General features: G+C 37.3%; 20 protein-coding genes. 4 read left to right on the plus strand and 16 right to left on the minus strand.

Annotated elements, in window-relative coordinates:
- Window positions 1-29: 29 nt before the first annotated feature.
- From CSE16_RS11185 to CSE16_RS11195, 3 genes are all read right to left on the minus strand, one after another.
- Window positions 30-161 carry a YvrJ family protein gene (locus CSE16_RS11185; RefSeq protein ID WP_083493586.1) on the minus strand — a complete coding sequence of 44 codons (132 nt, stop codon included), beginning with the start codon at window positions 159-161 and terminating at the stop codon, window positions 30-32.
- 69 nt (window positions 162-230) lie between these two features.
- The gene (locus CSE16_RS11190) at window positions 231-452 is read right to left on the minus strand and encodes a DUF2922 domain-containing protein (RefSeq protein ID WP_099423977.1); all 222 of its coding nucleotides are present in this window, start codon (window positions 450-452) and stop codon (window positions 231-233) included.
- A gap of 39 nt (window positions 453-491) precedes the next feature.
- Window positions 492-710, minus strand: coding sequence for a DUF1659 domain-containing protein (locus CSE16_RS11195; protein WP_099423978.1), 219 nt, complete (start codon window positions 708-710; stop codon window positions 492-494).
- 107 nt (window positions 711-817) lie between these two features.
- Between CSE16_RS11195 and CSE16_RS11200 the strand changes: the two genes are divergently transcribed.
- Window positions 818-1,252, plus strand: coding sequence for a DUF2621 domain-containing protein (locus CSE16_RS11200; RefSeq protein WP_099423979.1), 435 nt, complete (start codon window positions 818-820; stop codon window positions 1,250-1,252).
- 66 nt (window positions 1,253-1,318) lie between these two features.
- Here the strand turns inward: CSE16_RS11200 and CSE16_RS11205 are convergent, their stop codons facing one another.
- The 5 genes from CSE16_RS11205 to rarD all read right to left on the minus strand — a co-directional run bounded on the left by CSE16_RS11205 (window position 1,319) and on the right by rarD (window position 5,101).
- A complete protein-coding gene (locus tag CSE16_RS11205; protein ID WP_099423980.1) occupies window positions 1,319-1,810 on the minus strand; it encodes a CcdC family protein in 492 nt (163 codons plus the stop codon).
- Between the two features lie 186 nt (window positions 1,811-1,996).
- Entirely contained in the window at window positions 1,997-2,707 is a 711-nt protein-coding gene (locus CSE16_RS11215) for a cytochrome c biogenesis CcdA family protein (protein ID WP_099423982.1), read from the minus strand.
- Between the two features lie 160 nt (window positions 2,708-2,867).
- Window positions 2,868-3,239: a hypothetical protein gene (locus CSE16_RS11220; RefSeq protein WP_099423983.1), complete on the minus strand. Its 372-nt coding sequence runs from the start codon at window positions 3,237-3,239 to the stop codon at window positions 2,868-2,870.
- Between the two features lie 149 nt (window positions 3,240-3,388).
- Entirely contained in the window at window positions 3,389-4,015 is a 627-nt protein-coding gene (locus tag CSE16_RS11225) for a GIY-YIG nuclease family protein (RefSeq protein ID WP_099423984.1), read from the minus strand.
- 159 nt (window positions 4,016-4,174) lie between these two features.
- Window positions 4,175-5,101: an EamA family transporter RarD gene (gene rarD / locus CSE16_RS11230; RefSeq protein WP_099423985.1), complete on the minus strand. Its 927-nt coding sequence runs from the start codon at window positions 5,099-5,101 to the stop codon at window positions 4,175-4,177.
- Window positions 5,102-5,488: 387 nt separating this feature from the next.
- Between rarD and CSE16_RS11235 the strand changes: the two genes are divergently transcribed.
- Together CSE16_RS11235 and CSE16_RS11240 are read left to right on the plus strand one after the other, a co-directional pair.
- Window positions 5,489-6,271, plus strand: coding sequence for an SDR family NAD(P)-dependent oxidoreductase (locus CSE16_RS11235; RefSeq protein WP_099423986.1), 783 nt, complete (start codon window positions 5,489-5,491; stop codon window positions 6,269-6,271).
- Window positions 6,272-6,400: 129 nt separating this feature from the next.
- On the plus strand, window positions 6,401-7,573 hold the full coding sequence (locus CSE16_RS11240; RefSeq protein WP_099423987.1) for an amidohydrolase: 1,173 nt from the start codon (window positions 6,401-6,403) through the stop codon (window positions 7,571-7,573).
- A gap of 28 nt (window positions 7,574-7,601) precedes the next feature.
- On the opposite strand, the gene CSE16_RS21380 is transcribed toward CSE16_RS11240, so the two are convergent.
- A complete protein-coding gene (locus CSE16_RS21380; RefSeq protein ID WP_157764797.1) occupies window positions 7,602-7,787 on the minus strand; it encodes a hypothetical protein in 186 nt (61 codons plus the stop codon).
- 384 nt (window positions 7,788-8,171) lie between these two features.
- Here CSE16_RS21380 and CSE16_RS11250 point away from each other — a divergent pair, with 384 nt between their 5' ends.
- Window positions 8,172-8,816 carry a hypothetical protein gene (locus tag CSE16_RS11250; RefSeq protein WP_099423989.1) on the plus strand — a complete coding sequence of 215 codons (645 nt, stop codon included), beginning with the start codon at window positions 8,172-8,174 and terminating at the stop codon, window positions 8,814-8,816.
- 174 nt (window positions 8,817-8,990) lie between these two features.
- Here the strand turns inward: CSE16_RS11250 and CSE16_RS11255 are convergent, their stop codons facing one another.
- The 7 genes from CSE16_RS11255 to CSE16_RS11285 all read right to left on the minus strand — a co-directional run bounded on the left by CSE16_RS11255 (window position 8,991) and on the right by CSE16_RS11285 (window position 15,984).
- Window positions 8,991-9,320 (minus strand): hypothetical protein, encoded by a 330-nt coding sequence (locus tag CSE16_RS11255; RefSeq protein ID WP_099423990.1) that lies wholly within the window; start codon window positions 9,318-9,320, stop codon window positions 8,991-8,993.
- 67 nt (window positions 9,321-9,387) lie between these two features.
- Window positions 9,388-10,584, minus strand: coding sequence for a DUF2812 domain-containing protein (locus tag CSE16_RS11260; RefSeq protein ID WP_099423991.1), 1,197 nt, complete (start codon window positions 10,582-10,584; stop codon window positions 9,388-9,390).
- Window positions 10,550-10,897, minus strand: a complete 348-nt coding sequence (locus tag CSE16_RS11265; RefSeq protein ID WP_099423992.1) for a PadR family transcriptional regulator — start codon at window positions 10,895-10,897, stop codon at window positions 10,550-10,552. The genes CSE16_RS11260 and CSE16_RS11265 overlap by 35 nt, the downstream gene beginning before the upstream one ends.
- A 339-nt stretch (window positions 10,898-11,236) precedes the next feature.
- Window positions 11,237-11,425: a hypothetical protein gene (locus CSE16_RS11270; protein ID WP_253896068.1), complete on the minus strand. Its 189-nt coding sequence runs from the start codon at window positions 11,423-11,425 to the stop codon at window positions 11,237-11,239.
- 68 nt (window positions 11,426-11,493) lie between these two features.
- On the minus strand, window positions 11,494-12,261 hold the full coding sequence (locus CSE16_RS11275; RefSeq protein WP_253896069.1) for a hypothetical protein: 768 nt from the start codon (window positions 12,259-12,261) through the stop codon (window positions 11,494-11,496).
- Window positions 12,262-12,464: 203 nt separating this feature from the next.
- A complete protein-coding gene (locus CSE16_RS11280) occupies window positions 12,465-14,231 on the minus strand; it encodes an ABC transporter ATP-binding protein (RefSeq protein ID WP_099423993.1) in 1,767 nt (588 codons plus the stop codon).
- Window positions 14,221-15,984, minus strand: a complete 1,764-nt coding sequence (locus CSE16_RS11285) for an ABC transporter ATP-binding protein (protein WP_099425820.1) — start codon at window positions 15,982-15,984, stop codon at window positions 14,221-14,223. Before CSE16_RS11285 ends, CSE16_RS11280 begins: the two co-directional genes overlap by 11 nt.
- Between the last annotated feature and the right edge of the window lie 297 nt (window positions 15,985-16,281).

Below are 16,281 nucleotides of genomic sequence, written 5' to 3' on the forward strand. Positions count from 1 at the left end.
TGAAACCATGTTTCACAATTCATCAAAGGTTAGCCTGAGCTTTTCAATGAAATCAGCGCACTGTGAATTGCATCGAGTTTTGTTTCAATACGATATAACAAATAAAATGAAATAAAGATTGGAAAACTGACTTCTTGAATGATAGCAAACCACTGTTCCATTATATACCCCCTCCTTCCCACATGAAGGAATGAAAAGCCGGTAAAGTTTAACACTTTACCGGCTTTTCATTATACGTTTAATTCGAAGCTTGTTACATGACGTTCCACTACACGCGCCGATTTTTTCATGTTAAAAACTGAACCATCTTTCGCAAAAATTCCTTGATCCACAATGATTTGCATTGCCGCATTGATTTCCGTTTCTGATAAATTTGCTTTTGGCTGTGCGATGTTTAACGTCATTGTTTTGTCTAATGCATTGGCAAAAGTTAATTGTAATACTTGTGTCATAAGCATCTCCTCCTTTCTCCTAAATTTTAAGCCTTGTCATTACACACCAATTAAATCTTTTTGCGTTTTCACGGATTCAATATAAGCAAAATCCGTTAAACCTACTAACGCTTGCGCAACGGTTTGAATTTGGGCGCCCGTTACGGTATTGACCAAATTGCGATACGTCGTGCCCTTCACAACTGGTTCACCATGTTCATCTACACCAGCTTGATAAAAAACGGTCATTGTTGCCGATTGAAATACGAATGGGTTCATCTTGTTCACCTCCTTACTTCATATATGTCACGATTTCATGAAAAAAGGGACAAGGAGGGTGAAAATATTGTAAAAACCTTCTATAATAGACAAGAGAGGTGAATATTGTGGACTTGAGTGGTTGGTTTTTATGGTTTATTTTATTTTGGGTAGTTGTACTAATTACGTTAATGGCAATCGGCGGCTTTTTCATGTTCCGCAAGTTTTTAAAAGCATTACCAAAAGCAGATGGCAAATCGGATTTAGACTGGCAAAATATATACCTCGACAAAACGATTCATTTATGGGAAGACGAGGAAAAGGCTTTACTGTTAGAGCTTGTTAGTCCAGTGCCTGAGCTATTTCGTCAAGTGGCCAAGGAGAAGATTGCTGGAAAAATTGGGGAGCTTGCACTAGAGGAGCACGCGACGAAAATCAATCAAGATTTAATTATTCGTGGCTATATTATCGCTTCGCCAAAACGGGATCATAAGTTTTTGCGTAAAAAGCTGAAGCAAATGCAAATTGATACATCCCCTTATGATCATTTATTACATGCATAGGTTACACGTTTTTTCATGAATCAAAAAATCCTTACAAGGCTTATAAACTCGCCTTGTAAGGATTTTTTATGCAGTCAATTGCGTTTTTTGTAATTTTTTGAAGCGTATGAGCATTGCTAAACGCCACGGTAAAATCATCGAGAACGCTAAAATGAAGAACATGCCACCTAATTCTGTAACATCCAAGTTGTTTGAGAAAACAAGCTTTAAAATGATGCGTAGTACAAGCAGCCCAATTAAAATAAATGGGAATGCCTTCGATTGCTTCATGTAGATTGTATTATCCCGCATTTCAAATTTTGACGTGGCAATAAGTACCGTCGAAAACAATAACCCGACAATCACTGCCTCAACAATTTGTGTCGGTTCAACGCGGAACTCCGGTAATAAGAACATGACTGCACCGGTAGACATTGCAATCGGTGGGATAATGATTTTTTTCGTCGTCACAGGTTTTTTTTGTGAACGCAGTCGAACGATCATAACGATCATACCCATCACAACTGCCATAACAGTCGAACCAATCAATAAAAATTGAGAAGGTATATTGTTAAACATCTTAATCCTCCCCTACTTTGACTAATCTTCTATTTAATTTAGTTTATTGTAAAGAACGCTTTTTAGTGTTTGTAATGTAAAAGGCTTGGTAATAAAATCTTTTGCATTATTTACAATCGCATCTACTATTATACGCGGTCGCCCGAATGCCGTCACTATAATAATTTTGGTAGTCAGGGGAATTGCTTAAAATCCAGTAAAACCATCAAAAATCGGTGCGAAAATCGTAATAATATACGTTAGGCCGTCAAAGAATAAAAGCACACCGAGCGCAATCATAATCCAGCCCCCGACTTTTACAATTTTTTGACTGTGATTTCGAATCCAGTTCATGCGTGAAACAAAGAAGGATAATATGAAAAATGGAATTGCAAATCCTAAGAAGTACGCTAACATATACCAAATTGCCGAATCTGGGTTTGTGCCCCCTAATGTAATAATCGACATTAAAATCGGCCCAGTACATGGTGTCCAGCCAGCAGCAAATGCTATACCAATCAATACCGAACCTACATAACCAGAAGGGCGGTTTTTAAATTGGAATTTTCGGTCTTTCATTAAAAAATCAACTTGTAGTAGGCCGACAATCATTAAGCCAAATACAACGATTAAAATAGCCCCTACTTGACGAAGTAATTCTTGATATTGTACAAAAAACTCTTTCGCAAATGACGTACTAAATCCAATCGCAATAAAAATGATTGAGAAACCGAGTAAGAAGAATAGCGTATGTAAGATCGCACGTTTTTGTAACATTCCTCGCTCATTCTTTAGTTCATCTAGCGTCATACCTGTAATGTAAGACAAGAAGGCTGGGTAAAGTGGTAATGTACATGGTGAGATAAAGCTTAAAAATCCCGCACCCAAGGCTAAAAAGATATTGATGTCTGTATTCATAGTGTCCCGTCTCTCCTTCACAGTAATGCATCAATCGTACCAAATTATACAGAACATTACTGCCTTTTAACATGTGAATTTTTTTTGACGGACATGTGAGATTGCTGTGAAATAGAAAATGGTCTTCGCTTTACAGGAGATTTAGTAAACTTTTTAGCATTTAACGTAGTTGATCAATTATAAAAAGGAGCGAATAAATAATCGCGGTAAATGAAATAACGATGATAAATGTAACGCTCTGGAAGCGAAACACCCAGCGCCATATATTTTCGTCCGGATGCTCCTTTTTCCATTTTTGCGCAGCTTGAAAATTGATGAACCAACAATGGAGAGTAATTAAAAGCGACGGTGTAATAAATAAAGCCAGCAATAAAAAGGATTGCAGCCAAACGGAGGGAGAATAGGTCCCATAGCTAATAATGAAGTAAGGCAGCACAAACCAAAAAACGGAAGTGAAAATTAATACGACCGCCACAAGAAAATGAAGCCATAAGTATTGTAAATGCGTTTGCCGAAATAACTTCAATGCCATTCGCAAGATCATCACCTACCTGTCCATTTTAGTCTATTATTTCCACAATTCATGTCATAATAAACTATGTCCTGTCGATAAATTTCATGCGATGGATTCATATATTCCTCAAAATTGGCGTGAAAAACGAATTGCTTTTCAATAATTCTTTAATGGATTAAGCTCATGACCATCTGATTTGATCTCAAATTCCATTCTGGTTCAAAGCGTTTTATGATGGCATTTTTTAAGTCGTTCATTTCTTTCTTATCGTCGATCGGACAAATTCCAAAATGCACGTTGGACGTTTGCAATTTTTGTGTAATATTGGCGTTGATATGACAGTGCGTCGCGGTACCGTCACGGAAGCAGCCCTTTGCATAAATACTGCCGATATGCTGATTAAACCTTTCCTTAAATGTCCGCGCACAAACTCCACAAAAAACGAGCTCATTGTCGACAATGACGATATACACACCATTTTTTTGAAGCGCTTCGTCACTGCCCTTGACTGCAAACCTTGAATATTCCAAGTCCCCGTAATTATTCAAAAACTGTTTATAAAATGGATGCCCGAGATTCTTTATTTGCTGAATTGCCCTACCAGCAGGTTGTTCAAGTAAATGTACATAGTTTTTTTCTGTAAGTTCCTTTAATTGTTCGTATTTTTTTTGACACACCAGTTCCTGAAGCGTCATTTTATTAAAATTAGAAAATAAATTATGAATCCCCTGTTCTAATACAATAATTTCTACCTTTTGAAAAGCAAATTGTTCCTCATTTATCGTAACAAACACCTTTTCATCCCCTCCCCAAATTATCCCCTAATCGATACTATTCGCTAAATACCGCGTAATCCCTCTATAAAATTTAGTCTTTTCTGCAATATGAACTCTTGCCATTTTCCACTCCGTAATTAATCGGGTACCTTTTTTCAATAAAAAAAGCAAACTGTCCTAGGACAATTTGCTTTTCGGGTATTCAATTATTTGGTGTCGACGTTTTGCTTCGATAAATTTTGATGCTGAAAAAATAACAATCGCAATCCAAATACAGCCGAATGTGAAAAATTCTAATTTCGTAAACGGCTCTTTAAATAATAGAATACCTATACACAAAGTAATCGTTGGTGATAAAAACTGGATAAAGCCCATCAAATACAATGGGATACGATGTGCCCCTTTCGCAAAAAGCACGAGTGGAATGGCTGTCACAATTCCGCCTCCCATTAATAGAAGGTCGGTTTTTACATCCCCTTGTAAAAACCGCATGTCATTTGACGTCCAAATATAAGCATAATAAATGAGCGCAATCGGTAACATAAAGAGCGTTTCAATCGCTAGACCACGTGTGGCTTCAAGCTGAATCGTTTTCTTTAGTACACCATAAATCGAAAAGGAAATCGCCATCGTTAATGCGATCCATGGCACCGTTCCACCTGAAAAAGTCGTGACCGTAACCCCAACCCCTGCAATGGAAACAGCGACAATCGTGGCATTCGATAGTTTTTCACGGAAAAAGAGCATCCCAAACAACACGGAAATAAGCGGATTAATATAATACCCTAAGCTTGACTGTAACACCTGTCCATTTGTGACCGCCCAAATATATGTAAACCAATTGATTGAAATGACAACAGAAGCCGCAAATAGCGTCCAAAATTGTTTTTGATTTGCCCATAAGAACCGAATATCTTGCAGGAGATTTTTACGCTGTCCAATAAGCAGGATAAAAAGCGTCGTAAATACGAAGGACCAAATGACGCGGCTCAGTAAAATTTCCATGCTTGATACTTGTTCTAATAATTTCCAATAGAGCGGAAATACTCCCCAGCATGCATACGCGACAATCGCATTCAGCACACCTTTATTATGTTCACTCATCGCTGCACCTCTAACATTATTAATAATAGAATCCATTACGCCTCGGCGTAATTGCGTCCAGATTTTTTTTCGAGCTTGCTCGAATAACTCCTCTAAAAATCTGTGACATCCGCCGGGGGCTTTAACTTGATTCAGCTAGGGTTGGAACCCCCACCGAATGACATATTGGGTATTCATCACCACTTAATAGAAGTGGAGGACTTCTGCTGAAGCAAGTTAAACCAATTATATAGGTCGGAATTTGTAAAGTAAATGAAATTATTTCGCTACTAGAAATTTTATGAGTCCGTTAAATTAACTGGTAGTCAAGTAATTATTCTGGTAAGTTATCAGAATTTTGATACAATTAAACTTGTACCATTATTAGATAGAAAGAGAGGGATGAACATGGAGCTTGGTTTACAAGGAAAGACAGTTTTAATTACAGGTGGCAGTAAAGGAATCGGTCTTTATAGTGCACTCCAATTCGTTAAAGAAGGTGCGCATGTTGCGATTGCTGCACGTGGTGAAACTGGCTTACATGAGGCAAAAGCATTCATTCACGAACATACAGGCGTCGAAGTACTAACGCTTGTCGCAAACGTGGCTGAGGAAGCAGCATGTAAAAAAATTGTGGAAGCGACCGTTGCACATTTCGGGCAATTACATATTTTAATAAACAATGCCGGTACTGCTTCAGCAAATAGCTTTGAGGACGTCGATCATGCATTATGGCAATCCGATTTAGATTTAAAGCTATTCGGTGCCATTCACTGCTCCAAATATGCCGTTGAACATTTAAAGGCGGCAAACGGTGGCGCAATCGTTAATTTATCGGCCGTCATAGCAAAAACACCACCTGCTGGGAGCCTCCCTACTACAGTAAGCCGCGCTGCTGGACTCGCGTTAACAAAAGCGATGAGCAATGATTTAGGGAAGTACAATATTCGTGTCAATGCAGTGTGTATTGGTTTAATTCGCAGCAGCCAAATTGAAGAACGCTGGAAAAACGCCATGCCTGATGAATCTTGGGACACGTATTCAAAAGAAGTTGGCAAAACGATTCCACTCGGACGCATTGGCAATACCGAGGAAGCCGCAAATGCGATCGTTTTTCTCGCATCGAATGCCGCCAGCTATATTACAGGAACCGCATTAAATATTGACGGCGGCTCGGGTAGCACAATGTAAATCGTTTAGGTCTCCTCTACTAATATTTTGCTAACAATAAAAAATTCTAGAATTTGATTAATGCATGAATTGGACAAAGCATAATCTATTTAGCAGTACGAAATAATCTTTTATCAAGGGGTGTAGTTTATGAAATGGGAAGAAACGTTATTCGCAAATTTCAATGAAATGGTGGACTTAAGAAGACATCTTCATATGTACCCAGAATTGTCGTTCCAAGAGGTCAACACACCAAAGTTAATTGCAGAAAAATTGAAAGCAATTGGAATTGATGTAAAGGAGCAAGTTGGTGGCAATGGTGTTGTTGGTTATTTAAAGGGTGCACATGAAGGGCCAACCATCGCGCTGCGTGCAGATTTTGATGCATTGCCTATCCAAGATGAAAAGGATGTTCCGTATAAGTCTAAAATTGATGGGATCAGTCATGCTTGTGGGCATGATATTCATACAGCTTCGTTGCTCGGCTTAGCACAAACATTGGCACAACATCGTGATTCATTGCACGGGAATATTGTGTTTATTCATCAATTTGCAGAGGAGCTTGCACCTGGTGGAGCGATTGCCATGGTGAAGGACGGCTGCTTAAACGGAGTCGATTATGTTTACGGTGCCCATGTATCGTCAATAAATGATCTTGGCAAAGTGCTATTTCGAGAAGGGTATGCAATGGCGGCCGCTGATTTCTTTGACATTACTATTCAAGGAAAAGGTGGACATGGTGCTTCTCCACATGACACAATCGATCCAATTGTCGTGGCTGCGCAATTTGTATTACAAGCACAGACGATTGTCAGCCGCAATGTAAACCCGCTAGAGTCAGCCGTTATTACGGTTGGTAAAATCGAAAGTGGTACAGCCAATAATGTAATTCCAGATACCGCTAAGATGAAGGGGACGGTTCGAACATTTGATGAAGCGGTACGTAATTTAATTGAAGACAAAATGACAAAACTTTGTAAAGCATTAGAAATCCAGCATGATGCCAAACTTGATTTCAGCTATAACCGTGGCTATGATGCGGTATATAATCACCCTTCCGAAACAAATGCACTACGTGAGGCTGTCATCAAAAATCAACCAAACTTCCAAGTCGTTGATGCCCCAGCAATGATGGGCGCAGAAGATTTCACCTATTTTTTACAAGAGAGACCGGGTACATTTTTCTTTGTAGGTGGTGGCAATGCAGAGATTAACGCAACGTATCCACATCATCACCCAAAATTCGATGTCGATGAAACATCCATGTTGCATATTGGCACCGTGTTTTTAGAAGCCTTGAAAATTCATGGTGTTGTGAAATAAAGGTTTTCCTGCCTCCTGTATCTTAAATCTAATCAGGGGGCAGTATTTTTTGATTGTTGTTTTTTAAAATCTTATAAAAATCTAAAGATAATATAACAATCATAAATAATGAAAAAATGAGCGACAGTGTACTTATAGTAATGATTGAAATAATGAATAGTTGAACCGTTGACACAATAATCAGCCCTTTAATAATCGGTTCCACTTTCTCCATCTTTTCAACCTCAAGTTTTAGAATATATCGTATTGATCTAAATAGAAAACCCATAATAAAAAAAGCGATATAGCCATAAATTAAAAGTAGGTTGAAAGTATCAAAATTTTCAGCATATACGAGTCTTAAGAAATTCATTAAATTAAAGAATAAGAAAAAGTAAAACAAATATTTCCGGAATTTTTTATTCATAAATATCCCCCTCCAATCCATTTCCATTATTAATACATAATCCGCTTCAAATCGTTACCATTTCAAAATAACCAAACACACGAAGGTACATTAATGGCTTTAAATTATGCATTTTTATTACGAATTGTCCAATTTCATTCTATTTCTAAAACGTAAACATATCCTTTACTATCCATTTTAGGAGGTATTGGCATGTCTATTATGCAATTTTTCAAAAGGTATCTTTTACCATACATTATATTTACGATTGCGCTGTTCGTTATCCTCAATACCCCCCTAACTCATGTTGCGAAACAATCTAAAACGACATCCTACAGTAACATTCAATTGATGCAATACCAGAAAAAATATACTAGTCTTATGGATTCGATCCATACGGACTTACGGAAACATGGATACGTATTAACGGTAGATTTCGCTATGGTAAATGATGGAAAAGTTGAAATTTTCATTAAAAACCTAAACATGAAAAAAAAACTTAAACCTAGAGAAATAGAAGAAATAAAAAAAATCGTAAACCAATTGATTGAACAACAAAATTTCGTTCGTGCCACGTTTCAAATTCAACTATCCAATTCCACTCAACCCGTATTAAAAGCGGCAAACAGATTAAGCTATAATGATTTAATGGAGTATATTCGTTCCCCTTTGTTGGATAAGGGCATAAAAGGATTCAGTTTAGATTATGAAATTTCGCCCAAATCCTCAGAGGTTATCATAAAATTTGCTAATCCTATTAGCGAAAATTTAAAAAGGGAAATACAACAAATCGGGAATGCCGTTTTGGAGAAAAATAATTTTGATGCACGTATGGTGAAAGTTGTGATTATAGACTAATAACTACTAGTGGATTTAACACTGGGGATATCGTGATTTTTAATGGTGTTCTATGTGCAGCTGTATTTTTATAATAAAATGTCCCCCTTGTAGAGGGCTATAAAAACATATGTTACGTTAAAACTAATTTCAATGAATAACTAACAATTGACTCTTTCTGTTATGAAAGAATCATTATTGTTCTAATATATTTTTTAATTCATTAGTATGTTCTTTTGTAAGAGCAAAGTAACTATTTGAATCAGTTTTCAAAATGGAACTACCATCGTCTTGATACCATATATACAGCCGTATTTCAGAAATGCCATCCTTGGGTCTATCAAGCGAAAAAAAGATATTTGACTCTTTGTTTAATCCATTTGGTTCATCAATATCCCTTACTTTTTTAATGAGCGTCCTTAAACTTTCGATGGATTTTGAATTTGTAATCTCTTTATCAAATTTTACGCCTTTAACTCCATTCTCATTAAAAGGAGTCCCCACTCGAAACAGTGGATTTCCCATTCCCACCCGCTGATTGTTAGTCTAACCCAATTATTTGTGCAACCGGTGCAATATAACTCTCAAAAAACTACTTCCCTGCAAGCAATCTAATTTTTTGAGCAGCATTTTCAATTAAAACATCTATTCCTGCATTTCCAGAATATCGTACATACATAACCACCTTACCCTTTGAGGCAATTAATTGTTTCAATCCCTTATTTTCATAAATTATTAATCGGTCAAAATTAGAGTGTTGTTTTTCAACAAACAGATCTGTTTTATTCTCCAATGAATGCCATTTAATTAAGTCAGAAATTAATGGCTCTGCTAATATTTTTAATGTTAATTGATACACTTCTGTAAATACACCTGGTGAATATGGGCCCCTTTCACCTAACCATTTCCCACCTTTTATCACACCACTTTCGTAGAACTCATATTGCACAGGTGCAAATACACTCCAATTAGAAGTATATTGATCCGCCAAATTAATCCCATCTATATAATTATCATCACCTACGAGCAACGGTTTTTGCTCGATATCGGCTAATCGGACAAGTGGTAAGTTCGAACCATTCTCTGGTAATGTGAACGTTTCCCACTTCCATATTTGTACTATTGGAAGTGTGGCGCTGATTAAAATGATGGTTGCAAATAAAATTGAAAATACTGTGTTTCTTCGCAGACGCTTTTCCCATGGTGCGTGATGATTAATTGCCTTCCCTTCGATTAAATTTCTCCGTAATACTTGAATGGCTATCATCGCTCTTGTTGAGTAATACACAATATAAAGAAAAGTTAGGCTTGAAGTTATTAGTTGAGTTAATTGCCCTTCCACTAATTGTAAAATAGGTGTGCCATCTAAAAACCACATTGCTGCTAACGTACAAATAATAAATAGAAATACTAATGAAATTTGAATAAAATTTAAAATGAGCCTTTTATTCAGTTGATCTAAAGTATAGGATTGTTCCATAGGGTCTGTATGAAGCTCTGGTGCATGATTTTCTGCAAGGGATGAAAATACGTGAAAAAACTGATAGCTTTCCACATAACCCCAACCGTTTTCCTCATACATATTACTTTGTTCATAGGACATCTCTTTTGTTTGTGTCACTTCAATTCGGTATTCCATTCGCTTCGGCACGCCTTTTTTAAAATGTGCAAAATGCGTACCCATTTTATAAAGATGCAGCCCTTTTGCAGACATGTCTGCAAACCAGCTTTCGTGTTCCCCAATGCGCCAATAGTCAGTAGGTCGTACTTTGCGTACAATTTTGGTCATGTCTTCCTTCCTCCTCCAAAATGACGCTATCAATAATTAAGGATTTTAAACGCTCATACTCCAATCTTAATGCCTGCTCACCTACTGATGTAATCTTATACGTTTTTCTTCTACCATCAGTTATTGACAAAACAATTAAACCGTCTTTTTGCATACGTGAAAGTCCCCCGTATAATGTGCCTGGTCCCATTTTTATACGTCCGTTTGAGACTTCCGCAATCGATTGCATCAGTTGATATCCATGGTTGGGTCGCATTAACGCTAATAATACGTAATACATTGCCTCTGTCATTGGTCCACCACTATAAGACATCTTCATCACCTCCAATATTATGCCGCGCGATATTTCGTATAACATAACGATAGGATTAAATTGAATATTTGTAAATAAATAACTGGAAATTCCCTTGTTAATTTTATTCAAAGCTCCATTGTACAAAAAGAAATGCTTATTGTTATCCTTCAATGCCAATTTTCACAGTGTGTTTGCTGTTAAATCTCATTTCCAAAAAGCTATATCACGTCAGTTCGCCTACTTCTTTTAGCTTGACAAAGTACATTTCAAAAATAAGCGTCTTATCAGCTTAAATCAACCAAAAAGAACGCTCCCATATGCACAAATAGGAGCGTCCTTTTCGGTTAAAATATTGAGTTATTTTATCGCTTCAGTGGACTTTAATTGGTAACCTTTATAGCCATTTTCAGCGATTTCGTTGCATATTTGACGATATTTATCCAACCCACCTAAGTAGATTAAGAAGCCACGTGGTTTTCCTTCTATATTGGAGCCGGTATACCAAGAATCTGTTTTTGTAAATAATGTACTATTGGCAATTTCCATACATTGTTTACTCCATTGTTGTGCTGCCTCTTCAGTTAGCTCAATCGTTTTAATAGTAAACACAGCCGTTAATTGAATAAGCTACCCAAACCAAAATGCTCAATCAATGGTTTTTCTCTTCCTTCATTATGCCATTTATGATACTCTCTAAAAATTATTGTGATGTCATTATTAGCTCTTTCTTCAACCAAATGTTTAACTGCATGAAAACTCCGCCAATAATCGAACATAATACTTGTTAAACTGCCTTCATAACTAGAGGTTCCAAATTCATCTAATGAATGATTTCCGTACTCATCTTGAAACATTGCAATCAAATCTAATTCGATGTTTGTAATTTCATTAAATTCTTTGTCGCTAAGAATAAACTTTCTTGATAAATAATCACACATGCCTTCTTCAAACCATATAGCATCTTTTCTTTCATCATCAAAATCATCCACAAATAGATCTAAATGATGTGTTAGTTCATGTCCAACAATGGTTAATAAATGGTTTTCAGACATACTTTCATAAAACTTTTCTATTCTTGGATTGTTTTTTCCCTCTAATTGCCTTAAAAATAATTTTCTCCATTTTAGTAGGTCAGGGGAAAAATAAATAATGTCCTTATTTGTGAATGCCGGTATTGCTATAGTAGAAAATACAGTCGTTGCTAATTCTTCTGAAGTCCATATTATGGCTTTTGGCAAATCCCTGAGCGAATAGTTTTTTTCTAACTCAGCCTGGTATCCCTTTAACTTCTTGTTAAATCTTTCAATTAATTCTTGGCAATTTTCATGTTCTTCTTTTGTTTCGAAAGCAAATATTTGTCTTATTTTAAAACACCCCTTCATTAATCAGTATCAACTAGCCCTGACCAAATAATTTCTAAACCGTTAATCGTCCCTTTATATATTTGTTGTTCATTTGGCTTTGAAAAAATACTTTATTGACCTGTTTTCAAGCCATAATGATGTTGCTCCTCACTAATTAAAATCAGATAAATTGGTAAAATTTTAATATTTTTAATACATGTAGTTAGTTGCTGTTGCACAGATTACCCCACAATCCCATTCTGCAATAAATACATTTTTTCATAAAGTCCTTTTTGTGCGATAAGCTGTTGATGTGTCCCGCGCTCAACGATTTCGCCTTTATGCAGCACTAAAATTTGCTCGGCATCTTGAATCGTTGATAAGCGATGGGCAATGGCAATCGTTGTACGCCCCTTTCGCATCTTTTCCAGCGATTGCTGAATCCCCACTTCCGTTTCTGTATCAATGGCCGCTGTTGCTTCATCCAATACCAATACTTTTGGATTCGTGGCAATCGTTCTCGCAAAGGCGATGAGTTGACGCTGCCCACTTGAAAACGTAGACCCGCGCTCCGTTACTTTATTCGAATAGCCGTCTGGAAGCGCCTCGATAAAGTCATTTGCCTGAACGAATTCCGCCGCATCCTTCACATCTTCCAACGTTAGCTTCTCATTATATAATCGAATGTTTGACGCCACGGTTCCGTAAAATAAAAACGGATCTTGTAGCACAAGACCAACTTTATCTCGAAGCTCCACTTGGGGATAGTTTTTAATCGATGCTCCGTCAATCAAAATATCGCCACGCTCAAATTCATAAAAGCGCATTAATAAATTGATTATCGAGCTTTTCCCACTCCCCGTATGGCCAACGAGCGCCACCGTCTCACCCGGATTGACAGTGAACGAAATGTTTTTCAGTACATCTTGCTTGCCATCATAGCTAAACGAAATATTCTTGAACTCAATTTGTCCGTTCGATACGTGGATTGGGTCATTTTTCTGCGCAGGTTCTAACTCTTCATTATCCAACAGCGAAAAGACACGTGATGCTGCGACAATCGCTTGCTGGAACAAGGCAAGACGCTCCATCATTTGATTAATTGGATCAAAGAAGCGGTTCATGTACGTAATAAATGCATATACAACTCCGACCTCCACAGCCGTTTCAAATGATGTCCAGCCAAAGTAAAAGAGTAAAATAACGATCGCTGTAAAATACACTAAATCAATAATTGGACGAAGCAATAAACTGTTCATTTTCGTATTGTCCATCATTGCCTGAAAATGTTCTTCATTCGTTTTATCAAACTCTTCATTAAAACGATCTTCTTGACGGAAAACTTGAACGATGCTCATGCCAGATAAAGATTCCGCTAGGCGCGCATTTAACTCCCCTAGCTTTTCACGCATTTTCATATATACGACCGCACTCATTTTGCGATATATATAAATAATGTAAATGATGACTGGCAGTAATAGGAGCATCGCAAATGCTAATTTTGCATTCATAATAAACATAATAATATATACACCGACAATTAAAAATGCAGCTTGCACAAAACTAATTAACACCGTGACAAACATATCTTTAATGGCCTCGGTATCATTCGTCGCACGTGAAACGATGGACCCCGCAGGCACTTGATCAAAATAACGCATGCCTAATTTATGGATTTTTGAAAACACATCAATTCGCAGCTGCTGAATGACCTTTAGTGCCAACTCTTGGAATTTCAACATTTGATAGTACGTAATGACGACATTCAGCACTTGAATCGTGAAGTAACAAACCGCTAAAATCATGACTGGATTCCTGTCAAAATGACGCAAAGTTAAATAATCATCAATATACACTTTAATTAAATACGGGCCAACAAGATCTCCGATTACTGTTAAAATGAGTAAGAATAAAGCGATAATTAACAGCTTTTTATGCGGTTGTAAATAGCGAAGTAAGCGGCGAAGTATGGCTCGCTGTTCTTTACTTGAAATTGTTTCATTTGCCATGACTATCGCCTCCTTCCGCTACTAATTGTTCGAGCTGCTGCAATTGATACATTTCATAATAGCTTCCGTGTAATGCCATCAGCTCTTCATGCGTGCCTTTTTCAATCATTTCGCCCTCTTCCACAACGATGATGACATGTGCTTGCTGTATAGCACTCAATCGGTGAGAAGTAATAATCGTCGTTGCATCTTTTCGTTCTTCCTTCAATGCATGTAAAATCGCTTCTTCGGTACGTGCATCGACAGCTGATAATGAATCATCTAAAATTAATAATTCCGGCTTCATAAGTAATGCACGCGCAATGGAAATACGTTGCTTTTGCCCGCCAGAAAGTGAAACACCACGCTCTCCAACTATCGTTTCATAGCCCTCTGAAAAACCTTCAATATCCTTGTCGATATAAGCGATTTGCGCGGCAGCCTTTACTTCATCTCGCGTTGCATTTGGATTTGCAAACGATAGATTCGAGTAAATGGATGCTGAAAACAGGAAATGATCTTGAGGCACATAGCCGATTGCCTCTCGTAGCTTGATTTTCTGGTACGCATCAATTCGGTGGTCACCAAACATGATTTTGCCTGCATACCCTTCAAATTCACGTAAAATCAGCTTTAAAATAGCTGTTTTCCCGGCACCTGTTTTTCCAACAATACCTAAAGTTTCACCACGTTTTAAATCAAAGTGGATGTGATGGAGCGTCGGTTTTGGGTCTCCTGGGAAAGTGAATGAATCGACCTGGAATGATACATCGCCACTTGGCATCGTCGTAATCGCATTTGGTTGATCATCAATGTCCACGGGAGTGTTCAATATTTTTTCAATGCGGTCATACGAAACATTACCACGTTCGACAATATTAAATAACATCCCTATCGCAAGCATCGGCCATACGAGAATACTTAAATACGTCGTAAATGTCACTAAGTCGCCAATCGTCATCGCATCTTCCAAAATGAATTTAGTGCCAAAACCTAGACTTAGCATAAAGCTCAGGCCCACAACAAAGCTAATCGTTGGATCAAATAATGAATCGATTTTTGACACACGTAGGTTTTTTTCTACTACCTCATCGGATAATTTTGTAAAATCAGCTACGTCCTGCCGTTGCTGGCCGAATGTTTTGAGCACCTTAATGCCTGAAATACTTTCCTGCGTTTTGTCATTTAAATCTGAAAACGCGGCTTGTGCATGGCGGAAACGTTCGTGAAGCAGCTTGCCATAATAACTCGTTAAAAAAGCCATAATCGGCATTGGCAATAATGCGATTAACGTTAAGCGCCAATCAATCGTAATGGCCATTGCTAGTACGACGAAACCACCTGTCGTAATCGAATCGAATAATGTGAGCACCCCACCACCAGCCGTTTGTTGAACCGCACTAATATCATTCGTTGCATGTGCCATTAAATCCCCGACACGATGCTTTTGATAAAAGGATGGCGCCATTTTTGTAAAATGTTGATGCAGCTTTTGACGTAGAATTTTGGCTAAATAATTCGAGGAACCAAAAATCATTTGACGCCAATAGTAACGCAATACATACATGACTAACGCGACGACCACAATGAGCCCCAGCCATTTAAATAGTCCCGCTTTCGTTAATGTCCCTTCCCCAATTTCATCGATCGTGTAGCCGATAATTTTCGGAGGAATCAGTTGTAAAATCGCAACAAATGTTAGCATAATTAAACCAATAAAATACTGTTTTTTTCGTTCTCGGAAAAACCATCCTAACTTAAAAAATACGTTCAACATTTCCACCTTCTTTTTTTCAATTCTCATTATTTTAGCAAAAAATTAAATATTTTGATATATTAGAAGTTAATTTTTTTCGGATTCCGAATTAATAGCAAGGTAATAGACCCATTTATATAAAAACGACCTTATTTTATAATGAGCGGACTATACAGAAGTCTACCTTAAAGATGAGAATGTTGCTTTTTTCATCTGTATTTTAAAAACGTGGTACACCCTTCTACTTAGCACGCTAACAATTTTACCAATTACTCCCTATTTTCTGATTGGTTCAAATAATGCATGACAATATAT

It is taken from the genome of Solibacillus sp. R5-41, from assembly GCF_002736105.1.
In the GTDB taxonomy this organism is placed as follows: Bacteria; Bacillota; Bacilli; order Bacillales_A; family Planococcaceae; genus Solibacillus.

Bases quoted from the DNA above. Each gene is read 5' to 3' on its own strand.
- CSE16_RS11185 (WP_083493586.1), bottom strand. From the start codon at position 161: ATGGAACAGTGGTTTGCTATCATTCAAGAAGTCAGTTTTCCAATCTTT.
- CSE16_RS11190 (WP_099423977.1), bottom strand. From the start codon at position 452: ATGACACAAGTATTACAATTAACTTTTGCCAATGCATTAGACAAAACA.
- CSE16_RS11195 (WP_099423978.1), bottom strand. From the start codon at position 710: ATGAACCCATTCGTATTTCAATCGGCAACAATGACCGTTTTTTATCAA.
- CSE16_RS11205 (WP_099423980.1), bottom strand. From the start codon at position 1,810: ATGTTTAACAATATACCTTCTCAATTTTTATTGATTGGTTCGACTGTT.
- CSE16_RS11215 (WP_099423982.1), bottom strand. From the start codon at position 2,707: ATGAATACAGACATCAATATCTTTTTAGCCTTGGGTGCGGGATTTTTA.
- CSE16_RS11220 (WP_099423983.1), bottom strand. From the start codon at position 3,239: ATGGCATTGAAGTTATTTCGGCAAACGCATTTACAATACTTATGGCTT.
- rarD (WP_099423985.1), bottom strand. From the start codon at position 5,101: ATGAGTGAACATAATAAAGGTGTGCTGAATGCGATTGTCGCGTATGCA.
- CSE16_RS11235 (WP_099423986.1), top strand. From the start codon at position 5,489: ATGGAGCTTGGTTTACAAGGAAAGACAGTTTTAATTACAGGTGGCAGT.
- CSE16_RS11240 (WP_099423987.1), top strand. From the start codon at position 6,401: ATGAAATGGGAAGAAACGTTATTCGCAAATTTCAATGAAATGGTGGAC.
- CSE16_RS21380 (WP_157764797.1), bottom strand. From the start codon at position 7,787: ATGGAGAAAGTGGAACCGATTATTAAAGGGCTGATTATTGTGTCAACG.
- CSE16_RS11250 (WP_099423989.1), top strand. From the start codon at position 8,172: ATGTCTATTATGCAATTTTTCAAAAGGTATCTTTTACCATACATTATA.
- CSE16_RS11255 (WP_099423990.1), bottom strand. From the start codon at position 9,320: ATGGGAAATCCACTGTTTCGAGTGGGGACTCCTTTTAATGAGAATGGA.
- CSE16_RS11260 (WP_099423991.1), bottom strand. From the start codon at position 10,584: ATGACCAAAATTGTACGCAAAGTACGACCTACTGACTATTGGCGCATT.
- CSE16_RS11265 (WP_099423992.1), bottom strand. From the start codon at position 10,897: ATGTCTTATAGTGGTGGACCAATGACAGAGGCAATGTATTACGTATTA.
- CSE16_RS11270 (WP_253896068.1), bottom strand. From the start codon at position 11,425: ATGGAAATTGCCAATAGTACATTATTTACAAAAACAGATTCTTGGTAT.
- CSE16_RS11275 (WP_253896069.1), bottom strand. From the start codon at position 12,261: ATGAAGGGGTGTTTTAAAATAAGACAAATATTTGCTTTCGAAACAAAA.
- CSE16_RS11280 (WP_099423993.1), bottom strand. From the start codon at position 14,231: ATGGCAAATGAAACAATTTCAAGTAAAGAACAGCGAGCCATACTTCGC.